General features: G+C 42.7%; 17 protein-coding genes and 1 pseudogene. 12 read left to right on the top strand and 6 right to left on the bottom strand.

The window, feature by feature from the left end; all coding sequences use genetic code 11:
- The first annotated feature begins 11 nt into the window (after positions 1-11).
- The 10 genes and pseudogenes from ACSJJG_RS09760 (at position 12) to bla (ending at position 10,224) form a co-directional block, all read left to right on the top strand.
- On the top strand, positions 12-452 hold the full coding sequence (locus tag ACSJJG_RS09760) for a DUF2569 domain-containing protein (RefSeq protein WP_481089246.1): 441 nt from the start codon (positions 12-14) through the stop codon (positions 450-452).
- 117 nt (positions 453-569) lie between these two features.
- Positions 570-1,151: an electron transport complex subunit RsxA gene (gene rsxA, locus ACSJJG_RS09755; protein WP_047770938.1), complete on the top strand. Its 582-nt coding sequence runs from the start codon at positions 570-572 to the stop codon at positions 1,149-1,151.
- Positions 1,151-1,774 (top strand): electron transport complex subunit RsxB, encoded by a 624-nt coding sequence (gene rsxB / locus ACSJJG_RS09750; protein WP_481089245.1) that lies wholly within the window; start codon positions 1,151-1,153, stop codon positions 1,772-1,774. The genes rsxA and rsxB overlap by 1 nt, the downstream gene beginning before the upstream one ends.
- Positions 1,767-3,747 (top strand): annotated as a pseudogene (gene rsxC, locus ACSJJG_RS09745) (electron transport complex subunit RsxC). The gene rsxB and the pseudogene rsxC overlap by 8 nt, the downstream one beginning before the upstream one ends.
- A 12-nt stretch (positions 3,748-3,759) precedes the next feature.
- A complete protein-coding gene (gene rsxD / locus ACSJJG_RS09740) occupies positions 3,760-4,839 on the top strand; it encodes an electron transport complex subunit RsxD (RefSeq protein WP_481089244.1) in 1,080 nt (359 codons plus the stop codon).
- Positions 4,840-4,855: 16 nt separating this feature from the next.
- Entirely contained in the window at positions 4,856-5,482 is a 627-nt protein-coding gene (gene rsxG / locus ACSJJG_RS09735) for an electron transport complex subunit RsxG (RefSeq protein ID WP_481089243.1), read from the top strand.
- 2 nt (positions 5,483-5,484) lie between these two features.
- The gene (locus ACSJJG_RS09730; RefSeq protein ID WP_481089242.1) at positions 5,485-6,189 is read left to right on the top strand and encodes an electron transport complex subunit E; all 705 of its coding nucleotides are present in this window, start codon (positions 5,485-5,487) and stop codon (positions 6,187-6,189) included.
- Between the two features lie 12 nt (positions 6,190-6,201).
- Positions 6,202-6,834 (top strand): endonuclease III, encoded by a 633-nt coding sequence (nth, locus tag ACSJJG_RS09725; protein WP_481089241.1) that lies wholly within the window; start codon positions 6,202-6,204, stop codon positions 6,832-6,834.
- A 391-nt stretch (positions 6,835-7,225) separates the two neighbouring features.
- Entirely contained in the window at positions 7,226-9,163 is a 1,938-nt protein-coding gene (locus ACSJJG_RS09720) for an exoribonuclease II (RefSeq protein WP_481089240.1), read from the top strand.
- Between the two features lie 95 nt (positions 9,164-9,258).
- Positions 9,259-10,224, top strand: a complete 966-nt coding sequence (gene bla / locus ACSJJG_RS09715) for a class A beta-lactamase (protein ID WP_481089239.1) — start codon at positions 9,259-9,261, stop codon at positions 10,222-10,224.
- A gap of 74 nt (positions 10,225-10,298) precedes the next feature.
- On the opposite strand, the gene yciH is transcribed toward bla, so the two are convergent.
- The 4 genes from yciH to ACSJJG_RS09695 all read right to left on the bottom strand — a co-directional run bounded on the left by yciH (position 10,299) and on the right by ACSJJG_RS09695 (position 12,930).
- The gene (gene yciH, locus ACSJJG_RS09710) at positions 10,299-10,622 is read right to left on the bottom strand and encodes a stress response translation initiation inhibitor YciH (protein WP_481089238.1); all 324 of its coding nucleotides are present in this window, start codon (positions 10,620-10,622) and stop codon (positions 10,299-10,301) included.
- On the bottom strand, positions 10,615-11,355 hold the full coding sequence (gene pyrF, locus ACSJJG_RS09705; RefSeq protein WP_481089237.1) for an orotidine-5'-phosphate decarboxylase: 741 nt from the start codon (positions 11,353-11,355) through the stop codon (positions 10,615-10,617). Before pyrF ends, yciH begins: the two co-directional genes overlap by 8 nt.
- A gap of 84 nt (positions 11,356-11,439) precedes the next feature.
- Positions 11,440-12,609: a lipopolysaccharide assembly protein LapB gene (gene lapB / locus ACSJJG_RS09700; RefSeq protein WP_481089236.1), complete on the bottom strand. Its 1,170-nt coding sequence runs from the start codon at positions 12,607-12,609 to the stop codon at positions 11,440-11,442.
- A gap of 6 nt (positions 12,610-12,615) precedes the next feature.
- On the bottom strand, positions 12,616-12,930 hold the full coding sequence (locus tag ACSJJG_RS09695; protein ID WP_481089235.1) for a LapA family protein: 315 nt from the start codon (positions 12,928-12,930) through the stop codon (positions 12,616-12,618).
- Positions 12,931-13,289: 359 nt separating this feature from the next.
- On the opposite strand from ACSJJG_RS09695, the gene ribA reads away from it, so the two are divergent.
- Positions 13,290-13,898 (top strand): GTP cyclohydrolase II, encoded by a 609-nt coding sequence (gene ribA, locus ACSJJG_RS09690; protein ID WP_481089234.1) that lies wholly within the window; start codon positions 13,290-13,292, stop codon positions 13,896-13,898.
- A 103-nt stretch (positions 13,899-14,001) separates the two neighbouring features.
- Here ribA and acnA read toward each other — a convergent pair whose 3' ends face one another.
- Positions 14,002-16,692: an aconitate hydratase AcnA gene (gene acnA, locus ACSJJG_RS09685; protein WP_481089233.1), complete on the bottom strand. Its 2,691-nt coding sequence runs from the start codon at positions 16,690-16,692 to the stop codon at positions 14,002-14,004.
- Positions 16,693-16,987: 295 nt separating this feature from the next.
- Between acnA and ACSJJG_RS09680 the strand changes: the two genes are divergently transcribed.
- The gene (locus tag ACSJJG_RS09680) at positions 16,988-17,827 is read left to right on the top strand and encodes a hypothetical protein (protein WP_481089232.1); all 840 of its coding nucleotides are present in this window, start codon (positions 16,988-16,990) and stop codon (positions 17,825-17,827) included.
- Between the two features lie 99 nt (positions 17,828-17,926).
- On the opposite strand, the gene cysB is transcribed toward ACSJJG_RS09680, so the two are convergent.
- A complete protein-coding gene (cysB, locus tag ACSJJG_RS09675; RefSeq protein WP_481089231.1) occupies positions 17,927-18,901 on the bottom strand; it encodes an HTH-type transcriptional regulator CysB in 975 nt (324 codons plus the stop codon).
- Positions 18,902-19,059 lie beyond the last annotated feature (158 nt).

Below are 19,059 nucleotides of genomic sequence, written 5' to 3'. Positions count from 1 at the left end.
GAAAACTTCTTATGTATCAGTCCAATGATTATTACCGTATTAATGGCTGGTTATTAGCGCCTGCTGCATATCTGATCATGACATTAATTGCTGCCAGTTTGATGTTACTGTTATATATAATGACGTTTATCCATAAAAATGAAGCTATTCATCAAATAGGGGGGAGTTTTACCGTGTTGTGGTATGCCTCAGTATTAACCACGGCAATGATGTGGTGTTTTACTGTATGGGTATTGAAACTACTTTTTATTCGTTCGAAACGATTCCCACGTATTTTTATTATGTGGCTGATGGTTTCTGTGCTGATAGCCATAAAAACTTTTGCCTTTTCTCCTATTTCTGATGAAATGGCAATACGTTCCCTATTATGGCCATTACTGGCGGCTGCCGTTTTCATTCCTTATATTAAACGCTCCCATCGGGTGAAAATGACTTTCACACAAGATCGATAACATACCCCACAATTGATTGTTATCATTGCCCCACTTCCCCACATTCAGGTGGGGAATTTCTACTCAAACTATGTAAGCAGTGTTCCATTTTCCAATATCTTATTTTCAGGTATAGCAATGACTGAATACCTTTTGTTATTTATTGGCACAGTCTTGGTCAATAACTTTGTTTTAGTAAAATTTTTGGGTCTGTGCCCATTTATGGGTGTGTCCAAAAAACTCGAAACCGCCATCGGTATGGGGCTGGCCACAACTTTTGTTCTTACCCTGGCCTCTATTTGTTCATGGCTGGTAAACACATTCATTCTTGTCCCGCTTGACTTGGCTTATTTGCGAACTCTGAGCTTTATTCTCGTTATTGCGGTTGTCGTTCAGTTTACTGAACTGGTCGTCCGCAAAACCAGCCCGACACTTTATCGCTTGTTAGGAATTTTCTTGCCACTGATTACAACTAACTGTGCTGTACTTGGTGTTGCATTACTGAATGTCAATCAATCCCACGATTTTTTACAATCTGCTGTATATGGCTTCAGCGCTGCCGCGGGTTTTTCGCTCGTCATGGTGCTATTTGCCGGCATTCGGGAACGCCTGGCCGTTGCCAACATTCCTCTCCCATTTCGTGGTTCATCAATAGGGCTTATTACAGCAGGGTTAATGTCCCTCGCATTTATGGGATTTAGTGGTTTGGTGAAATTCTAATGATGTCATTATGGGTTGCTATCGGCGTGTTAAGCATACTCGGATTAGCCTTTGGCCTAATCCTTGGTTTTGCTGCTCGTCGTTTTAAAGTAGAAGAAGATCCGATTGTTGAAAATATCGACAATCTATTACCCCAGAGTCAATGTGGACAGTGCGGTTACCCTGGTTGTCGCCCCTATGCTGAAGCGGTTGCCAATAATAGCGAGATGATCAATAAATGCGCCCCCGGTGGAGAGCAAGTTATGATCAAAATCTCTGAATTGCTGGGTGTTGATCCACAACCGTTGGATGGCGACGATAGCGTTCAAAATCCAGCCAGAAAAGTGGCTTTCATTGATGAAGAAAATTGCATAGGCTGTACAAAATGCATTCAGGCTTGCCCTGTAGATGCCATTATTGGTGCAAACCGTGCCATGCACACGGTTGTTGAAGATCTCTGCACAGGTTGTGACCTATGTGTCGCACCTTGCCCAACAGATTGCATTACGATGATCCCCGTTGCTACTACTACCTCAAATTGGAAATGGGATTTAAACACCATCCCAGTAAAAAATATTCCCGTGACACCAGAATCTACTTTGTTCACTTCTGTTAAGCCTGATGAGGTTAAAACCCATGTTTAATCTGCTCAACTTGCTTAACAAAAATAAAATCTGGGATTTTGCTGGTGGTATCCATCCACCAGAAATGAAACTGCAATCTAGCCGTACCCCATTACGCCATGCTCCATTGCCGAATGAATTAATCATCCCCTTACAGCAACATTTGGGGCCAGAAGGCGAACTGCGGGTTAAAGTGGGTGATAATGTGCTGAAAGGCCAAGCTTTAACGTTTGGAATGGGCAGAACAGTACCTGTTCATGCTTCCACATCCGGGGTAATTATTGCAATTGAGCCTTACGTTACGGCTCACCCTTCTGGGCTAAAAGAATTGTGTGTCCGGTTGCGTCCTGATGGTAAAGACCAATGGGGAGAACGTAACCCAGTCGCTGATTACACCACTCTGGATGTCAATGAAATATTGCAACGCATTCAACAAGCTGGTATTGCTGGCTTAGGTGGTGCTGGTTTTCCTACCGAAACAAAACTTAAAGGCGGACGACACAATCTCAAGACGTTGATCATCAATGCGGCTGAGTGTGAACCCTATATCACCGCTGATGACCGTTTAATGCAGGAACATGCGCAAGAGGTTATTGCGGGTATCCGTATTTTGATACATTTGCTTAATCCAAAGCAGGTGTTGATCGGTATTGAGGATAACAAACCCGAAGCAATTAATGCCTTAAACGCAGCACTTAATGGTGATAGGTCCATTATTGTGTGCGTCATTCCAACAAAATATCCTTCTGGTGGCGCCAAACAACTGACCAAGATCCTGACCGGAAAAGAAGTACCTTCTGGCGGTCGTTCTTCTGACATCGGCGTTCTTATGCAAAATGTGGGAACAGTCGTAGCGATAAAGCGAGCTATTATTGATGGCGAGCCGTTAATCGAACGTGTAGTTACGCTAACAGGCGAAGCTGTCACTTCTCCCGGTAATTTCTGGACTCGCCTCGGTACCCCCGTTCACTTCCTGTTACAACAAGCCGGATTTAACCCTGGATCAGAACAAATGGTCATTATGGGTGGACCATTAATGGGATTCACTTTACCTGATTTGAATGTCCCCATCGTCAAAATCAGTAACTGTATTCTTGCACCTTCGGTACAAGAGATGGAACCCAAAGTCATTGAAGAAGCATGCATCCGCTGCGGTTTATGCGTTGAAGCATGCCCTGCTGGATTGTTACCACAACAATTGTATTGGTTCAGCCGTGGGCAAGAACATGAAAAGGCCAAAAATCACCATTTATTCGACTGTATTGAATGCGGCGCCTGTGCTTATGTGTGCCCAAGTAATATTTCCTTGGTTCAATACTACCGACAGGAAAAAGCTGAAATATGGGCAATAGAAGCAGAAGCACGCCGCTCTACTGAAGCTAAGATGCGTTTTGAAGCCAAACAGGCACGTATGGAACGGGAAAAATTGGCGCGTGAAGAACGTCATAAGAAAGCGGCTGTTCAAGTAAATAGCAATGATAAAAGTGCTGTACAAGCCGCTCTCGCCCGTGCGAAGGAAAAACAGGGAAATACAGGCGAATCTATCATTGTGCAAGCAGGCCAATTACCTGACAATACGGCAGCAATTGCGGCACGTAAGGCCAGAAAAGAACAGTTGCGTACTCATCAGGCAGAAAAAATTACCACAAGCTTAAATGAAGAAGATACATCAATATCGGTTGAAGATAATGATCCGCGTAAAGCTGCCCTCGCCGCTGCAATAGCCAGGGCCAAAGCTAAAAAAGGAAAAGCAGCCGCACAAAGCCAACCTGAATCGACTCTCCCCCAAACGGGTTCCGAAGAACCGGAAGAAACCGATCCCCGTAAAGCGGCTGTCGCGGCAGCTATTGCGCGGGCCAACCTGAATCGCTCTCCCCCAACGGGTTCCGAGAACCGGAAGAACCGATCCCCGTAAAGCGGCTGTCGCGGCAGCTATTGCGCGGGCCAAAGCTAAAAAAGCCGCTCAAGCTCAAGAAAAAGTTACAACTGAATAGTGAAATTTATCGATGAAATTTAGGCCAGTAAAAACTGACAACAACCAACTAAAAGTCGCGAGTTCGCCTTTTACACACAATCAAAAAAGCACCAGCCAGATCATGCTTTGGGTGGTTTTAGCTGCCATACCCGGTATTGCTGTCCAGAGCTATTTCTTTGGCTCAGGAACCTTATTCCAGATCTTATTGGCTGTCATTACCGCATTATTAGCTGAATCTGCTGCTATCGCATTGAAAAAACAACTAATACTGCCCTATCTCAAAGATAACTCTGCTTTAGTCACAGGATTGCTTTTAGGTATTAGCTTGCCACCATTAGCACCATGGTGGCTAATCATACTAGGCACATTTTTTGCTATTATTATTGCTAAACATCTGTATGGCGGACTTGGGCAAAATCCGTTTAACCCTGCCATGATTGGCTATGTCGTTCTGTTGATCTCATTCCCTGTCCAAATGACCAGTTGGCTGCCCCCAGAATCTTTGCAGACATTCACTTTAACGCCATGGGATAGCTTGGTGGTCATTTTCACAGGACATACGCCAAATGGCTCTACTTTGTTACAACTGCAACAAGGCATTGATGGATTAAGTCAAGCAACACCGTTGGACAGTTTCAAAACTGGCAGGTTGACTCACCATATTGATGATGTATTGCAACAACCTATATTACAAGGAGTTTTAGCAGGCATTGGCTGGCAATGGGTTAACGTTGCTTATATGGTTGGCGGCCTGATTATGCTCAACCGAAAAATCATTAACTGGCAAATCCCAACTGCATTTATTTTGTCACTGGGCATTTGTGCATTGATTAGTTGGCTCTTTGAGCCTACTCGTTATTCACCACCTTTATTGCAACTCTTTTCCGGTGCAACCATGTTAGGTGCATTTTTCATTGCGACTGATCCCGTTAGCGCATCAACAACACCAAAAGGTCGTTTGATTTACGGGGCCATTATTGGGGGGCTTATTTGGATAATTCGTGTTTATGGTGGTTATCCTGATGCTGTTGCATTTGCGGTATTACTGGCAAACATATGTGTACCACTTATTGACCATTATACCCAGCCTCGTGCTTACGGCCATAAATAGGAAAAGGGAGAGTACTATGTTAGAAACTATGCGTCGTCACGGTATTACCCTTGCAATTTTCGCGGCTTGTACGACAGGGTTAACCGCAATTGTTTATTCATTAACAAAGGATCGGATCGCCGAACAGGTTGCTTTGCAGCATAAAGTATTGCTGGATCAAGTTGTTTCTCCTGCTTTATACGACAATGATCTGCAAAATGAATGCTATCTAGTGACAAACAATGCTTTAGGCAATGAACTGCCTCACCGTCTTTACCTCGCCCGTAAAAAAGACGTTCCGGTCGCCGCTGCGTTAGAAAGTACGGCCCCTGATGGCTATTCAGGGGCAATTCAATTACTGGTTGGCGCTGATTTTTCTGGTGGCGTACTAGGTGTTCGTGTCACTGAACACCATGAAACACCTGGTTTGGGCGACAAAATTGAGACCAGAATTTCCAATTGGATCTATGCTTTCTCTGGCAAAAAAATCATGTCAAAGGACGATCACAACTGGGCAGTCAAAAAAGATGGCGGAGAGTTTGACCAATTTACCGGTGCCACCATTACACCACGTGCTGTTGTCAATGCCGTTAAACGAACAGCGCTTTATCTGGAAACAGTGCCAACGCAACTTTCTTCCCTGCCAACTTGTGAAGAGAAATAATCATGAATGAAGCTAAAAATCTATTTATTCAGGGACTATGGAAAAATAACTCCGCATTGGTACAGCTTTTAGGGCTTTGCCCTTTATTGGCCGTTTCCTCCACGGCAACCAATGCTCTGGGATTAGGATTAGCGACAACACTGGTTTTAGTGAGTACCAATATGGCAGTGTCAGCCTTACGTCGCTGGGTTCCTCATGAAATCCGTATCCCAATTTATGTGATGATAATCGCGTCTGTCGTCAGCGCTGTCCAGATGTTAATCAATGCCTTTGCTTTCGGACTCTATGAATCATTGGGTATTTTTATTCCCCTGATTGTGACTAACTGTATCGTGATTGGCCGTGCCGAAGCCTACGCGTCAAAGAATTCGATCTACCATTCGACGATTGATGGCCTTTCAATGGGGCTGGGAGCCACTTTCGCCTTATTCGTATTGGGTTCCATGCGAGAAATTTTGGGGAACGGGACGATTTTTGATGGTGCGGATTTATTGCTGGGTAGTTGGGCCAAATCACTGCGTATTGAAATAATTCATCTGGACTCCCCTTTCCTACTCGCCATCTTGCCACCGGGGGCTTTTATTGGATTAGGTTTGATGCTGGCAGGAAAATATATCATCGATGAACGCATCAAAAATCGGACAGAAAATAAAGAACGCCAATATAACCTAGAAAAAGGCTGTGGAAGCCATATCACAAGAGGCTGAAAGTAACCAGATATGAATCAACAAAAACGGATTGAGATACTCACCCGTTTACGGGATAACAATCCACATCCAACTACTGAGCTGGTGTTCAATTCTCCATTTGAGTTGCTGATTTCTGTATTGCTATCTGCGCAGGCTACGGATGTCAGCGTAAATAAAGCAACGGCAAAACTATATCCCGTAGCTAATACTCCGCAGGCGATCCTTGATTTGGGCGTTGATGGTTTAAAGGAGTATATAAAAACCATTGGGTTATATAACACTAAAGCTGAAAACGTGATCAAAACCTGCCGGATATTGCTGGAAAAACACCAAGGAGAAGTACCGGAAGATCGCGTAGCGCTGGAAGCGTTACCAGGCGTCGGTCGAAAAACGGCTAACGTTGTTTTAAATACCGCTTTTGGCTGGCCAACCATTGCCGTTGATACACATATTTTTCGTGTCAGCAATCGAACCCAATTTGCCCCAGGAAAGAATGTTGATGAAGTTGAGAAGAACTTATTGAAAGTTGTGCCAGCCGAATTCAAGGTTGATTGTCACCATTGGTTGATTCTGCATGGTCGCTATACCTGCATTGCTCGTAAACCGCGCTGTGGATCTTGTATTATTGAGGATCTTTGTGAATATGCGGATAAAACTGAATAGTAAAAAATCTTAAATCTCCATTAGTCTGTCTCCTATTTAATCATTACAGGAGGCAGACTGAAAAACCATATCATTATTGTTTCTGTCTTATTGAAATTTATAGATAGGTTAAGATGGATTAGATTGTTTGGATAGTTTTAATAGTATGTTGTAACTAAATATCGTTTTTTCAAACGTTACCTAATACGGATTAGACTGTAATACAACTAACAACACTGTCGTATCAGTGGATGAGTAGAAATAGTTTTCCGCGCTTCGGGAAAACGGCTAATTTTTGGCCTTATACCACAGTTTTTCCTGTTTTGATAAGATGTTACTTGCTCCACACTCTCGATTCGCGTAAAACTGTTGTCCAAAATTATCAATAATAACTCCACATTCTCTTGATATTATGTTTCAAAATAATCCGCTGCTTGCGCAGCTAAAACAGCAACTTCACGCCCAGACCCTGCGTGTAGAAGGTTTAGTCAAAGGAACTGAGAAAGGTTTTGGATTTTTAGAAGTCGACGGACAAAAAAGTTATTTCATTCCACCTCCTCACATGAAAAAAGTCATGCACGGTGATCGGATTTCCGCGGCTATCCACATAGACAAAGAGAAAGAAATTGCCGAACCTGAGTCTCTGATTGAACCCTTCCTGACCCGTTTTGTAGGAAAGGTCCAGAAGAAAGAAAATGATAACCGACTATGGATTATTCCTGATCACCCATTATTAAAAGACACTATCCCTTGCCGCCCAGCAAACCACGTTGACCATACCTTTGAAAATGGCGATTGGGCCGTAGCTGAAATGCGCCGACATCCCCTGAAAGGCGATCGTGGTTTTCATGCCGAAATAACGGGTTATATTACGCAAGGTGATGACCATTACGCACCGTGGTGGGTAACATTAACTCGCCACGAACTGGAAAGCGAAGCGCCAGCAATGATGGATTGCCAGTTGGATGATAGTTCTATCGAACGCATCGATCTGACCGCTCTTGATTTTGTCACTATTGACAGTGCAACAACCGAAGATATGGATGATGCCCTGCACATCACCAAAAATGATGATGGCAGCCTGAAACTTTCTATTGCAATTGCCGATCCCACTGCTTATATCAAAGCGGGTAGCGAACTGGACAAAATTGCCTACCAGCGTAGTTTCACCAATTACCTGCCAGGTTTCAATATTCCAATGCTCCCTCGTGAGCTATCTGATGACTTATGTTCCCTGCGCCCTAACGTACGCCGTCCTGCCTTGGTTTGTCAGGTTTCTATTCTCGAAGATGGTCAATTGGGCGATGATATTCAATTCTTCTCTGCATGGGTTGAATCTAAATTTAAGCTGGTTTATGACGAAGTCTCAGACTGGTTAGAAGGCCAGGAAGGTTGGAAACCAGGATCAGACGCCGTAATTAGCCAAATCACCCTTCTGAAAGAGATGTGTGAACGTCGCAATAACTGGCGTCTGCAAAACGCCCTGGTTTTCAAGGAACGCCCGGACTATCGATTTATCCTTGATGAAAACGGCCATGTTGTTGATATCGTTATTGAACAGCGCCGTACAGCTAACCGTATTGTCGAAGAAGCCATGATCGCAGCAAACTTATGTGCAGCTAAAATTCTGCGTGATAAGTTAGGCTTTGGTATTTATAACGTCCACACTGGCTTTGAACCTACCCAGATTGAGCAAGTCGTTGAAGTTCTCAAGGAAAACGGCATTGAAGCTAATGCCGAAGCATTACTGAATCTGGAAGGGTTTTGTGAATTGCGCCGTGAATTGGATAAACAACCAACCCAATTCCTGGACAGTCGCATCCGCCGTTTCCAAACATTTGCTGAAATCAAAACAGAACCAGGCCCACACTTTGGTTTAGGATTTGATGCTTACGCGACTTGGACATCCCCTATCCGTAAATACAGCGATATTATCAACCACCGTTTGTTGAAAGCAATTATCCAGCAAGTGGAGATAGAAAAACCCACTGAAGATTTTTGCCTGCGATTGACAGAGCGTCGCCGAGCTAACCGCATGGCAGAGCGTGATGTTGGTGATTGGCTCTATGCCCGTTTCTTGCAGCCTCATGCTGGCACAGATAAAACATTCCCGGCAGAAATTATCGATATCACCCGTGGTGGCCTGCGAGTTCGACTGGTAGATAACGGAGCTATCGCTTTCGTCCCTGGACCATTTTTGCATGCTGTCCGTGATGAACTTCAATGTAGTCAAGAAACAGGTTCCGTGTTGATTAAGGGTGAAACAGTTCATCGCCTGAATGACATCATCAATGTCCGTATTGAAGAAGTCAGAATGGAAACCCGAAATATTGTGGCACGTCCTGTATAGACCAATCTTATAAATAATTTCTGTAAACATCTCTGCCGCCATTTATGGCGGCAGTTTTGCAATAACAATAAGATAATCCCTATGAGGACTTCCACATGCTATTTTCCTCAGTGAGCCGGATAGGTTTCACAACTGCCCTCGCTTCCTTACTTGGTGTACAATTCACTTTTCCAGCCAGTGCAACCGCTTATAACACTCAAATTTCTTACCCAAATAAAACATCATCTGCAATAAACCCACACAAGACAAATGAAATCATCCACCAACTTTCTATATTGGAGAAAAATGCCAATGGCCGACTTGGTGTAGTATTGATAGATACATCTGATCATTCCATCATCTCTTACCGTGAAAACGAGCGTTTTCCTCTATGCAGCACCAGTAAGTTGATGGCGGTATCCGCTATTTTGCAAAAAAACGAAACAAATGCCCGTCGGTTAAATCAACGCGTTCACTATCAACAATCAGATCTTGTCGAATATAGCCCTATGACGGAAAAACATCTCAAAGAGGGTATGACCTTAGAAGAGTTGAGCGCAGCAACGCTACAATATAGCGATAATACGGCTATGAATTTACTTCTTGACCAACTGAATGGTCCAAATGAAGTGACACGCTTTGCCCGTACTATCGGTGATAATTATTTTCGCCTCGATCGCCGTGAACCCGAATTAAATACTGCTATTCCAGATGATGAACGTGACACTTCCACACCACAAGCTATGGCAAAAAGTTTATATAATTTAGTGTTGGGCAATGCCTTAGCTACAACTCAACGTGAACAATTAACTGAGTGGATAAAAGGCAATACAACTGGCGGCACCAGCATTCGTGCAGGATTACCCAAGAATTGGATTGTAGGAGATAAAACCGGTCGCTGCGATTATGGTACAACAAATGATATCGCGGTAATTTGGCCTGTTCCAAAACGTGCACCATTAGTTTTGGTTACTTATTTTACCCAACCAGATAACAAAAAAGCCAACGCCCGCCCTGACGTATTAGCAGCGGCTGCCCGTATTGTGACTCAAAACGGGAAAAACGAAGCAAACAAGGAATAAGTTGTACCGTTAATTAGTTCTATTAACCAGCTATGCAGTTTATTTACTGCATAGCTGGTAATAACAAACTGGACTTAGCCTCCAGCCAGTTTTACCTTCATACCTTTTGTTTCCAGCAATTGCTTCAACAAGTCGCGTTTATCGCCTTGAATCTCAATTTCGCCCTCTTTGACAGAACCTCCACAGCCACATTTTTTCTTCAATTCGGCTGCTAACTTAGCCAAAGTTTGGTCATCAGCATCTATGCCTGTAATCACACAAACACCTTTCCCTTTACGGCCACTGGTTTGGCGCTGGATACGAACAATACCATCACCTTTCGAACGAGAAGGCTTTACTTTTTCCTCCTGGATGCGGCCACCATCCGTCGAATAAACCAAGCGAGAGTGATTATCCATGAACAATTCCAAGAGATTGGTTAATCTGCTGTAGCGCTAATGTCGGATTTTCTGCGCGGGTAATTGGACGCCCGATCACCATATAATCCACCCCAGCCTGAATCGCCTGAGGAGGTGTCATGATCCGGCGCTGATCTCCCGCTTCTGTCCCTTCAGGGCGAATACCAGGGGTAACAAGCTGGAATGCATGTCCACACACTGCTTTCAATTGCTGTGCTTCATGGGCTGAACACACTACACCATCTAAACCACACTGTTTTGTCAATAATGCCAAACGCTCCGCATGTTGCGCTGGAGTCATGTCAATGCCTGTACCTAATAAATCAGATTGCTCCATACTGGTCAGCACAGTCACACCAATCAACAAAGGTGCATCCTTACCGTAAGTGAGCAGCGCTTCTTTAGCTGCTGTCATCATTCTCGCACCACCACTGGCATGAACATTAACCATCCACACACCTAATTCTGCAGCAGCAACAACCGCCCTTGCCGTTGTATTGGGGATGTCGTGAAATTTAAGATCCAAAAACACATCAAAACCACGCTGATGCAGCGCCTGAACAAATTGTGGGCCATACAGTGTAAACATCTCTTTGCCCACTTTCAGACGACAGGATTGTGGATCAATCTTGTCGACAAATGCCAGCGCTGTATTCTGATTGTCATAATCCAGTGCAACAATAACAGGCGAGTCAATCTGTTTATCTAAAGTTTGAACTGTGTGGGAGATCATTTATTAGGCCCTTTGATTTACTAATTAAATTGAATTATTTATAAACTTTAATTACTAATGAGTAGCAGTATGATAGTGACAGTGTCACTGACCATCCAACCCTCGGATCGGTTTAATAGAGTCCCAAGAACGACATGATGGGCAATGCCAATATAACGAACGGGAAGTAAAACCACATTTATGGCATCGATAATCAGGTTTTGTGCGGATTTGCTCACCGACCATATTGCGCAAAAGAATCAGGCTTTCTTTAGCCCGCCCTTCTTCCGCTTCCGTCATATGGTAATCCATCAGACGATAAAATAATCTCATTGTTGGATGGCGTTCCAACTGACGGTTAATGAAGTTTTGGGCAACTTCACGCCCTTCTTTCTTCTCAAGGAGATCGGCCATATGAAGTTCAGCGATCGCACCACAATTTTCTTCTACACAACGCCGTACAAAAGCTTGCCACTCGTCCGGTTGAGACAAATGTTGGTAACATTCTTGCAGCATTGGTAAAGATTCACTGACCAATTGTTTATCCTGCTCAAGAATACGTTTCAACACATTGGTCGCTTTAAGATATTCTTCCTGAACCATATAAATACGACCAAACATAATAGAAACACGGGCACAATTTTTGTCTGCTTGAGCCGCTTTATTCAAATAACCGATCGCAGCAGTAAAATCATCACTGCCCATACATTGCAGAGCCAACTCACAGTAGAAATGGGCAATTTCTTCCCGAAAATAGTGTTTACCTAGTTTTACGAGTTTTTCAGCGATATCAATGGCTTTATTCCAATCACTGGTTGACTGGTAGAGGGTTAGCAAGGAATTAAAGGCATTTTCACGGAAATCAGTTTCGTCAACTAACTGAACGAACATGTTCTCTGCTCGATCATAGACTCCAGCAGCCATATAATCTTGCCCAAGCTGCTGGATCGCAAGCAAACGCTGTTCAAATGTCAGGGAAGCACTTTCCATCAGGGATTGATGAATACGAATGGCTCTTTCAACTTCACCACGGGAACGGAAGAGATTTCCCAATGTTAGGTGAGCCTCAAATGCAGAGCTATCCTCTTTCAGCATATCAAGAAATAAATCTACCGCCTTATCTTGCTGATTGGAAAGTAAAAAGTTAACACCATCAACATATTCACGCGAAAGGCGGTCAGCCGATTGTTGTTTATCTTGTTGAGCACTTCTGCGCCCCATATACCAGCCATAGGCGGCGGCAATGGGAAGCAACAGAAACAACAGCTCTAACATAGAGAATTATTCCTTGTTTAACGCTACGGTAGATACGACTTTTTTGGATGATTCAGATGGCTGTTCCACTTGAGTTTCCAGTCGCTTGATTTTGCGTTTCGCATGTCGCAAAGAAATACAGGCGCGTAAGTAAAAAAAACCGCAAATTCCCCAACCGAGGATAAAGCCAACAGCAAACAAGGCAGCCAGCAATGTGGATACAGAGTAATCACCCTTAGCAATCAAATAATTAAACGTCACTATCTGATTATTATTTGCTCCCAGCGTCACTGAGATAACAAAAACAACCAGTGCCAGTAATAAGATCAGAAAATATTTCACATTTCTTCCTGTTATCTATCGTTGCTGATTGGTTATGCCAAATAACAGACATAGTGGCGTGTTAAATTAGCATTTCTCGTCTACACACGTCTACGTAAAGGAAGCAATTTATTGCAATAAACGCTGATTTCCTTCTTTTTGTAATAAATACATCTGCAAAAATCTGCTTATAGTTTAGCATGTTAATATATTTATCATTAAAGGACCCGACGCTTTATATTCATGCGTATTAATAATTTCTGTTACAATGCGGCGGCGTGCATGCGTTGTAATCAGAGAAAATTTTTGCGTAGTTTTAGCTGATTTCTCAACCGGTATTGTTCTGATATCGCAATATTTATAACGAGTTAAATCAATATATGAATACAAAAATACAGCTAAAACGAGTAGCTGAAGCAAAATTACCTACACCATGGGGCGAGTTTTTAATGATTGGATTTGAAGAAATCAAAACAGGCCGCGATCATGTCGCTCTTGTTTTCGGCGATATTTCTGGTGATGAGCCTGTATTGTCGCGCATCCACTCAGAATGCCTCACTGGAGATGCTTTATTCAGCCTAAGATGCGACTGTGGTTTTCAATTAGAAGCTGCGCTTTCGCAAATTAGTCAGGAAGGCCGCGGTGTTTTGCTCTATCACCGCCAGGAAGGCCGTAATATTGGCCTGCTGAATAAAATTCGTGCCTATGCTTTACAGGATCAAGGTATTGATACTGTTGAGGCCAACCATCAATTAGGTTTTTCTGCCGATGAAAGAGATTTCACCCTGTGTTCAGACATGTATAAGATTTTGAATATTAATACAATCCGTCTTCTTACTAACAACCCTAAAAAAGTTGAAACCATGATAGAAGCAGGTATTAATATCACCGAACGTGTTCCATTGATTGTAGGACGTAATTCCCAAAATGCTCACTATTTGGATACCAAATCCAACCGAATGGGCCATTTGCTGTCCAAAACAAGCTAAGAGTTCTCTAATTACTTTCTGTAAAATATAAAAAACTGCGTCGGTGTGGGCGCAGTTTTTATTTCTAAATGTGATTTTTAAATTGATATTTTTCAGTTTCTTATCATTTCAGCATATGACGAATCACATAATGCAAAATACCATCATGATAGAAATAAGCCAGTTCTGTTCCCGTATCAATGCGGCAACGGGTATCAATCACAATTTCCTGACCATTGGCATAGGTAACTTTCACTGCAATTGTCTGCCCAGGTTGAATGTTAGATAATCCTGTAATATCAATCCGCTCCTCTCCCGTCAGGTTTAAGCTCTTGCGGCTAACGCCTTGAGGAAATTCCAATGGCAAGACACCCATACCAATCAAGTTAGAACGGTGAATGCGTTCAAAAGATTCTGCAATCACAACCCTGACCCCTAGTAATCTTGTTCCTTTTGCAGCCCAGTCACGGCTTGATCCTGAACCATATTCTTTCCCCGCAATAACGGCTAATGGTATTTTTTCCTCCTGATAACGCATAGCGGCATCATAAATAGCAAGTTGGGATTGTGAAGGGATATGCCGGGTATAACCTCCTTCAACCCCTGATACCATCTCATTACGAATACGAATGTTAGCAAACGTTCCTCGCATCATGACTTCATGATTGCCACGTCTTGAGCCATACGAATTAAAATCTTTTGGTGCAACACCATGTTCTTGCAAGTAACGTCCAGCGGGACTGTCAGCCTTGATGTTGCCCGCTGGGGAAATGTGATCCGTCGTGACTGAATCTCCCAATATCGCCAAAATGTGAGCCTGGTGTATGTCTGTAATCGGTTTAGGTTCAGCCGTCATATCACTGAAGAAAGGAGGATGGCGTATATAAGTAGAATCCGGTTGCCAGGCATAATTCGCTGAACTTTCGACACTCAGGGATTGCCAATTTTCGTCTCCTTCAAACACAGAATTATATTCTTTATGGAACATTTCGGTTCTGACTTTTTCAGTCGCTTCCATAACTTCTGTACTATCAGGCCAGATATCCTTCAAGTAAATATCATTGCCTTGTTGATCCTGTCCGATAGGTTCTCGCGTCAGATCCTTTTTCATGCTGCCAGAAAGCGCATAAGCCACCACCAACGGCGGTGATGCCAACCAGTTAGTTTTCACTAAAGGATGAATACGCCCTTCAAAATTTCGGTTACCGGAAAGCACCGCCCCAACGGTGAGATCAGATTGCTTGATCGCTGCTTCAATAGGATCAGGCAACGGCCCGGAATTGCCAATGCAGGTAGTGCAGCCATACCCTACCAAGTTAAAACCCAGTTTTTCCAGATATGGCATAAAACCTGCCAGTTCCAGGTAACTTGTCACGACTTTCGAACCGGGTGCCAGTGAAGTTTTAACCCACGGTTGACGCTGCAAACCTTTCTCAATCGCTTTTTTTGCAAGTAATCCCGCTGCCATCAATACGCTGGGATTAGAGGTGTTTGTGCAAGAGGTAATGGCAGCAATCACCACGGCACCATCTTGCAATGAAAAAGTTTGGTTATCTAAAGTCACTGATACCGCTGATGAGTGCTCTTGCGTTTTATGGATATCCAATTCCATGGCAGACTGAAAAGCCTGTGGTACATTTCCCAATGCAACCCGGTCTTGAGGACGTTTCGGCCCAGCTAAACTTGCTTCAACTCTCGACATGTCCAACTCTAGGGTGCTGGTAAAGACAGGCTCATCCCCCGTATTACGCCATAAGCCCTGAGTTCTGCAATAAGCTTCAACCAAAGCAATTTCTTCTTCATGACGCCCCGTTAAACGCATATAGTCTAATGTAATGTCATCAACAGGGAAGAAACCACAAGTTGCACCATATTCAGGGGACATATTGGCAATAGTTGCCCGATCTGCCAGCGGCAAATCAGATAATCCATCACCATAAAATTCAACAAATTTACCCACAACACCGTGCTTACGCAGCATTTGTGTCACCGTCAGTACAAGGTCAGTTGCTGTAATCCCTTCTTGCAATTTTCCGGTCAGTTTAAAACCAACAACATCTGGGATCAGCATGGAAACTGGCTGCCCCAGCATCGCCGCCTCCGCTTCAATTCCCCCTACGCCCCATCCCAGAACGCCCAACCCATTAATCATGGTTGTGTGAGAATCCGTTCCGACCAACGTATCAGGATAAGCAAAATCCTTACCATCCTGATTTTCATACCAGACGGCTTTACCCAGATATTCCAGGTTAACTTGATGGCAAATTCCCGTTCCTGGAGGAACAACGCGGAAACGATTAAAAGCTTTCTGTCCCCAACGCAAGAACAGATAACGTTCATAGTTACGTGCCATCTCTATCTGGACGTTTTCTGAAAATGCCTGTTCAGTGCCAAATTTATCAACCATCACTGAATGATCGATAACCAAATCAACAGGGGATAACGGATTAACCTGCTCTACATTTCCACCGAGTCTCAACACAGCTTCCCGCATCGCCGCCAAATCCACGACAGCCGGCACGCCTGTAAAATCCTGCATAAGTACGCGGGCGGGGCGATAAGCAATTTCTCGTTCTGCATGACCGGTTTTTTGCCATTCCACCAGCGCCTGCAAATCATCTTCCACAACGGATTCACCATCAACATTACGCAAGAGATTTTCGAGCAGAACTTTCAGAGACTTTGGCAGGCGGGATATATCGCCAACTTGTTCAGATAACAGAGGTAAACTGTAATAGTGATAGGTTTTACTGCCAGTGGATTTGCTTCCAATCGAGAGCGTTGAAGCACAGTCCGTTTTCAATTTAAACGACATAACTCCTCTCCTTTCTTATTATTAATGGTCAGCTAACATTAAACATAACATATAAGCAACTATTTGTTATTCCGTCACCACACATTTTACTAACTAGCTGTAAATACTCATTTATTGATAAATTTTAATGATGACACCTCTAAAGTAGATATGTTTTATTCACGCCATAAGAGTTTGATTGAATTGACTCTAAAGTTTCTACGCATTGCTGGCTAATCGGTTTCAAATTGAAATTTGCAAAATAAAGGTGTATTCAGGGTACTCAATACGTTTATTAGAGATTGGAGGTAAGATTATGGATACAGAAAAAAACAAAGAATACCAACATTACCTAAGCCATATACAACAAGCAGATCAGTTTTTTTCGGCTGGCATTAGAGATAAATTTTCCTTGGCGGATTATCAGCTTAGTGATACGGACGGCCTTGTCCAATTTATTATGACTTCAAATATTGTCGACAAAGGCAGTGTCATACATAAAATGAATGAAATCAAAAAAATACAGATCGCCCTTTCTTCAATAGCCGCCGATTATATTGCCAAATATACCAATACTCATAGCAAAGAATATAAGACTGACATTCAATTTTGGGGAAATATCATGGAAAAACTGCCATTGATGAGTATCATGAATGTCGAAAGTCAAACCTATCAGCATGAAATGAAAGGTGTTTCTATTGCAACAAATTTACTCCAACTCATCATGGATATTATTTTAAATGCAAACTCTCCAAGCCTGAAAAGCTTTTCCGATTTTTTGCAAAAACAAGGTGATGCTATAAGGCTGGGTTTAAAACGGAATGGAGATCATTATTCTACCCTCACATTAGCCAGTGTTATTGAAGCAATTGGAGTTGAAGATCGGGTTATGTATGTCCCTAAAATAAAACTCTATAAAATAGATTTTGACAGAACCAACTCAGAAATGACGTCAAACTGCGCTTCTAGCGAGAATATTAATGTTGAATTTACTTACTCCTCTTGTATTTCCTTATTTAATTATCAATCGTTAGAGAATCACGAAGTTAAAATAGCTTTCGATAATTTCATTCTCAAAAATCAAAAATCTTCGATCGAAAATTCTGACAATTTTTTCAGTGGTGAATTTAAGACAATGATCCCAAAGGGAACATAAAATAAAAGATCAACCACCTGCCTGCTGTTTGGAGGTGGTTTAATCTTCTTGACACTGTCTATCTTCTTTATATCTATTTTGCTGATATTAAATATCTTTTTACACTATCGGCAGTTCGATATCTTTGAACATTTCTTCAATTTCTTCATTGGAGCGTAACGCAATGGCTTTATCCACGACATCACGCGTCAAATGCGGCGCAAAACGCCAAATAAAATCATACATATAACTGCGCAGAAAACTACTGCGTCGGAAGCCTATCTTGGTCGTGCTGTAACCGAATTGCTCACGCATATCAATACGTACTAAATCACTGTCCTTAACGGGTTCTACAGCCATACTGGCAATCACACCAACCCCTAGCCCTAATCGCACATAAGTCTTAATCACATCAGCATCTGTTGCTGTAAATACGATTTTAGGTTTCAAACCAACCCGATCAAAAGCAACATCCAACTCAGAGCGCCCAGTAAAACCAAACGTATAGGTTACAATCGGATATTCAGCCAGCTCTTCAATCGTCACATTCTGTCTACTAGCAAGAGGGTGATCTTTCGTCACCACAATAGAACGGTTCCAATGATAACAAGGCAACATAATCAGATCGCTATAGAGATGCAGTGCTTCTGTTGCTATCGCAAAATCACTATTTCCTTTGCATACCTCTTCCGCAATTTGCGTTGGAGAACCTTGATGCATATGCAGTGATACATTGGGATAACGTTCAATAAAGCCCTTAATAACAGGAGGTAAAGCATATCTTGCTTGTGTATGGGTAGTCGCTATATATAAAGAACCACGATCAGGATAGGTGTGTTCACTGGCAACAGAACGAATTGCATCAATTTTTGACAGAACCTCACGTGAAATACGGACAATTTCTTCACCAGCCGGAGTCACGTGCGTCAAATGTTTACCACTACGAGCAAATATCTGAATCCCCAGCTCATCTTCGAGCATCCTGACTTGTTTGCTGATCCCCGGTTGAGAGGTATACAACCCTTCTGCTGTAGAAGATACATTTAGATTGTGGTTAACCACCTCTACAATATAACGCAACTGCTGTAGTTTCATATCAGCACTGTCCCTAATAATCAAATGTATGAACGTTTTGTAGTTTAACCAATTTCTATATTGCTAATGGTTACTCACTTATAACCATATAGAATATATATTTGTAAGAATATAACCACTATAACACTTACTATATATATATAACAAATAATTAAGTT

It is taken from the genome of Xenorhabdus sp. SGI 60, from assembly GCF_056632175.1.
Note: the sequence above shows the minus strand (reverse complement) of the source record. Positions and strands in the feature narration are given on the sequence as shown.

What these genes read in the sequence shown, in the direction of transcription:
- ACSJJG_RS09760 (WP_481089246.1), top strand. Translation starts at nt 12, where the DNA reads ATGTATCAGTCCAATGATTATTACCGTATTAATGGCTGGTTATTAGCG.
- rsxA (WP_047770938.1), top strand. Translation starts at nt 570, where the DNA reads ATGACTGAATACCTTTTGTTATTTATTGGCACAGTCTTGGTCAATAAC.
- rsxB (WP_481089245.1), top strand. Translation starts at nt 1,151, where the DNA reads ATGATGTCATTATGGGTTGCTATCGGCGTGTTAAGCATACTCGGATTA.
- rsxD (WP_481089244.1), top strand. Translation starts at nt 3,760, where the DNA reads ATGAAATTTAGGCCAGTAAAAACTGACAACAACCAACTAAAAGTCGCG.
- rsxG (WP_481089243.1), top strand. Translation starts at nt 4,856, where the DNA reads ATGTTAGAAACTATGCGTCGTCACGGTATTACCCTTGCAATTTTCGCG.
- ACSJJG_RS09730 (WP_481089242.1), top strand. Translation starts at nt 5,485, where the DNA reads ATGAATGAAGCTAAAAATCTATTTATTCAGGGACTATGGAAAAATAAC.
- nth (WP_481089241.1), top strand. Translation starts at nt 6,202, where the DNA reads ATGAATCAACAAAAACGGATTGAGATACTCACCCGTTTACGGGATAAC.
- ACSJJG_RS09720 (WP_481089240.1), top strand. Translation starts at nt 7,226, where the DNA reads ATGTTTCAAAATAATCCGCTGCTTGCGCAGCTAAAACAGCAACTTCAC.
- bla (WP_481089239.1), top strand. Translation starts at nt 9,259, where the DNA reads ATGCTATTTTCCTCAGTGAGCCGGATAGGTTTCACAACTGCCCTCGCT.
- yciH (WP_481089238.1), bottom strand. Translation starts at nt 10,622, where the DNA reads ATGGATAATCACTCTCGCTTGGTTTATTCGACGGATGGTGGCCGCATC.
- pyrF (WP_481089237.1), bottom strand. Translation starts at nt 11,355, where the DNA reads ATGATCTCCCACACAGTTCAAACTTTAGATAAACAGATTGACTCGCCT.
- lapB (WP_481089236.1), bottom strand. Translation starts at nt 12,609, where the DNA reads ATGTTAGAGCTGTTGTTTCTGTTGCTTCCCATTGCCGCCGCCTATGGC.
- ribA (WP_481089234.1), top strand. Translation starts at nt 13,290, where the DNA reads ATGAATACAAAAATACAGCTAAAACGAGTAGCTGAAGCAAAATTACCT.
- acnA (WP_481089233.1), bottom strand. Translation starts at nt 16,692, where the DNA reads ATGTCGTTTAAATTGAAAACGGACTGTGCTTCAACGCTCTCGATTGGA.
- ACSJJG_RS09680 (WP_481089232.1), top strand. Translation starts at nt 16,988, where the DNA reads ATGGATACAGAAAAAAACAAAGAATACCAACATTACCTAAGCCATATA.
- cysB (WP_481089231.1), bottom strand. Translation starts at nt 18,901, where the DNA reads ATGAAACTACAGCAGTTGCGTTATATTGTAGAGGTGGTTAACCACAAT.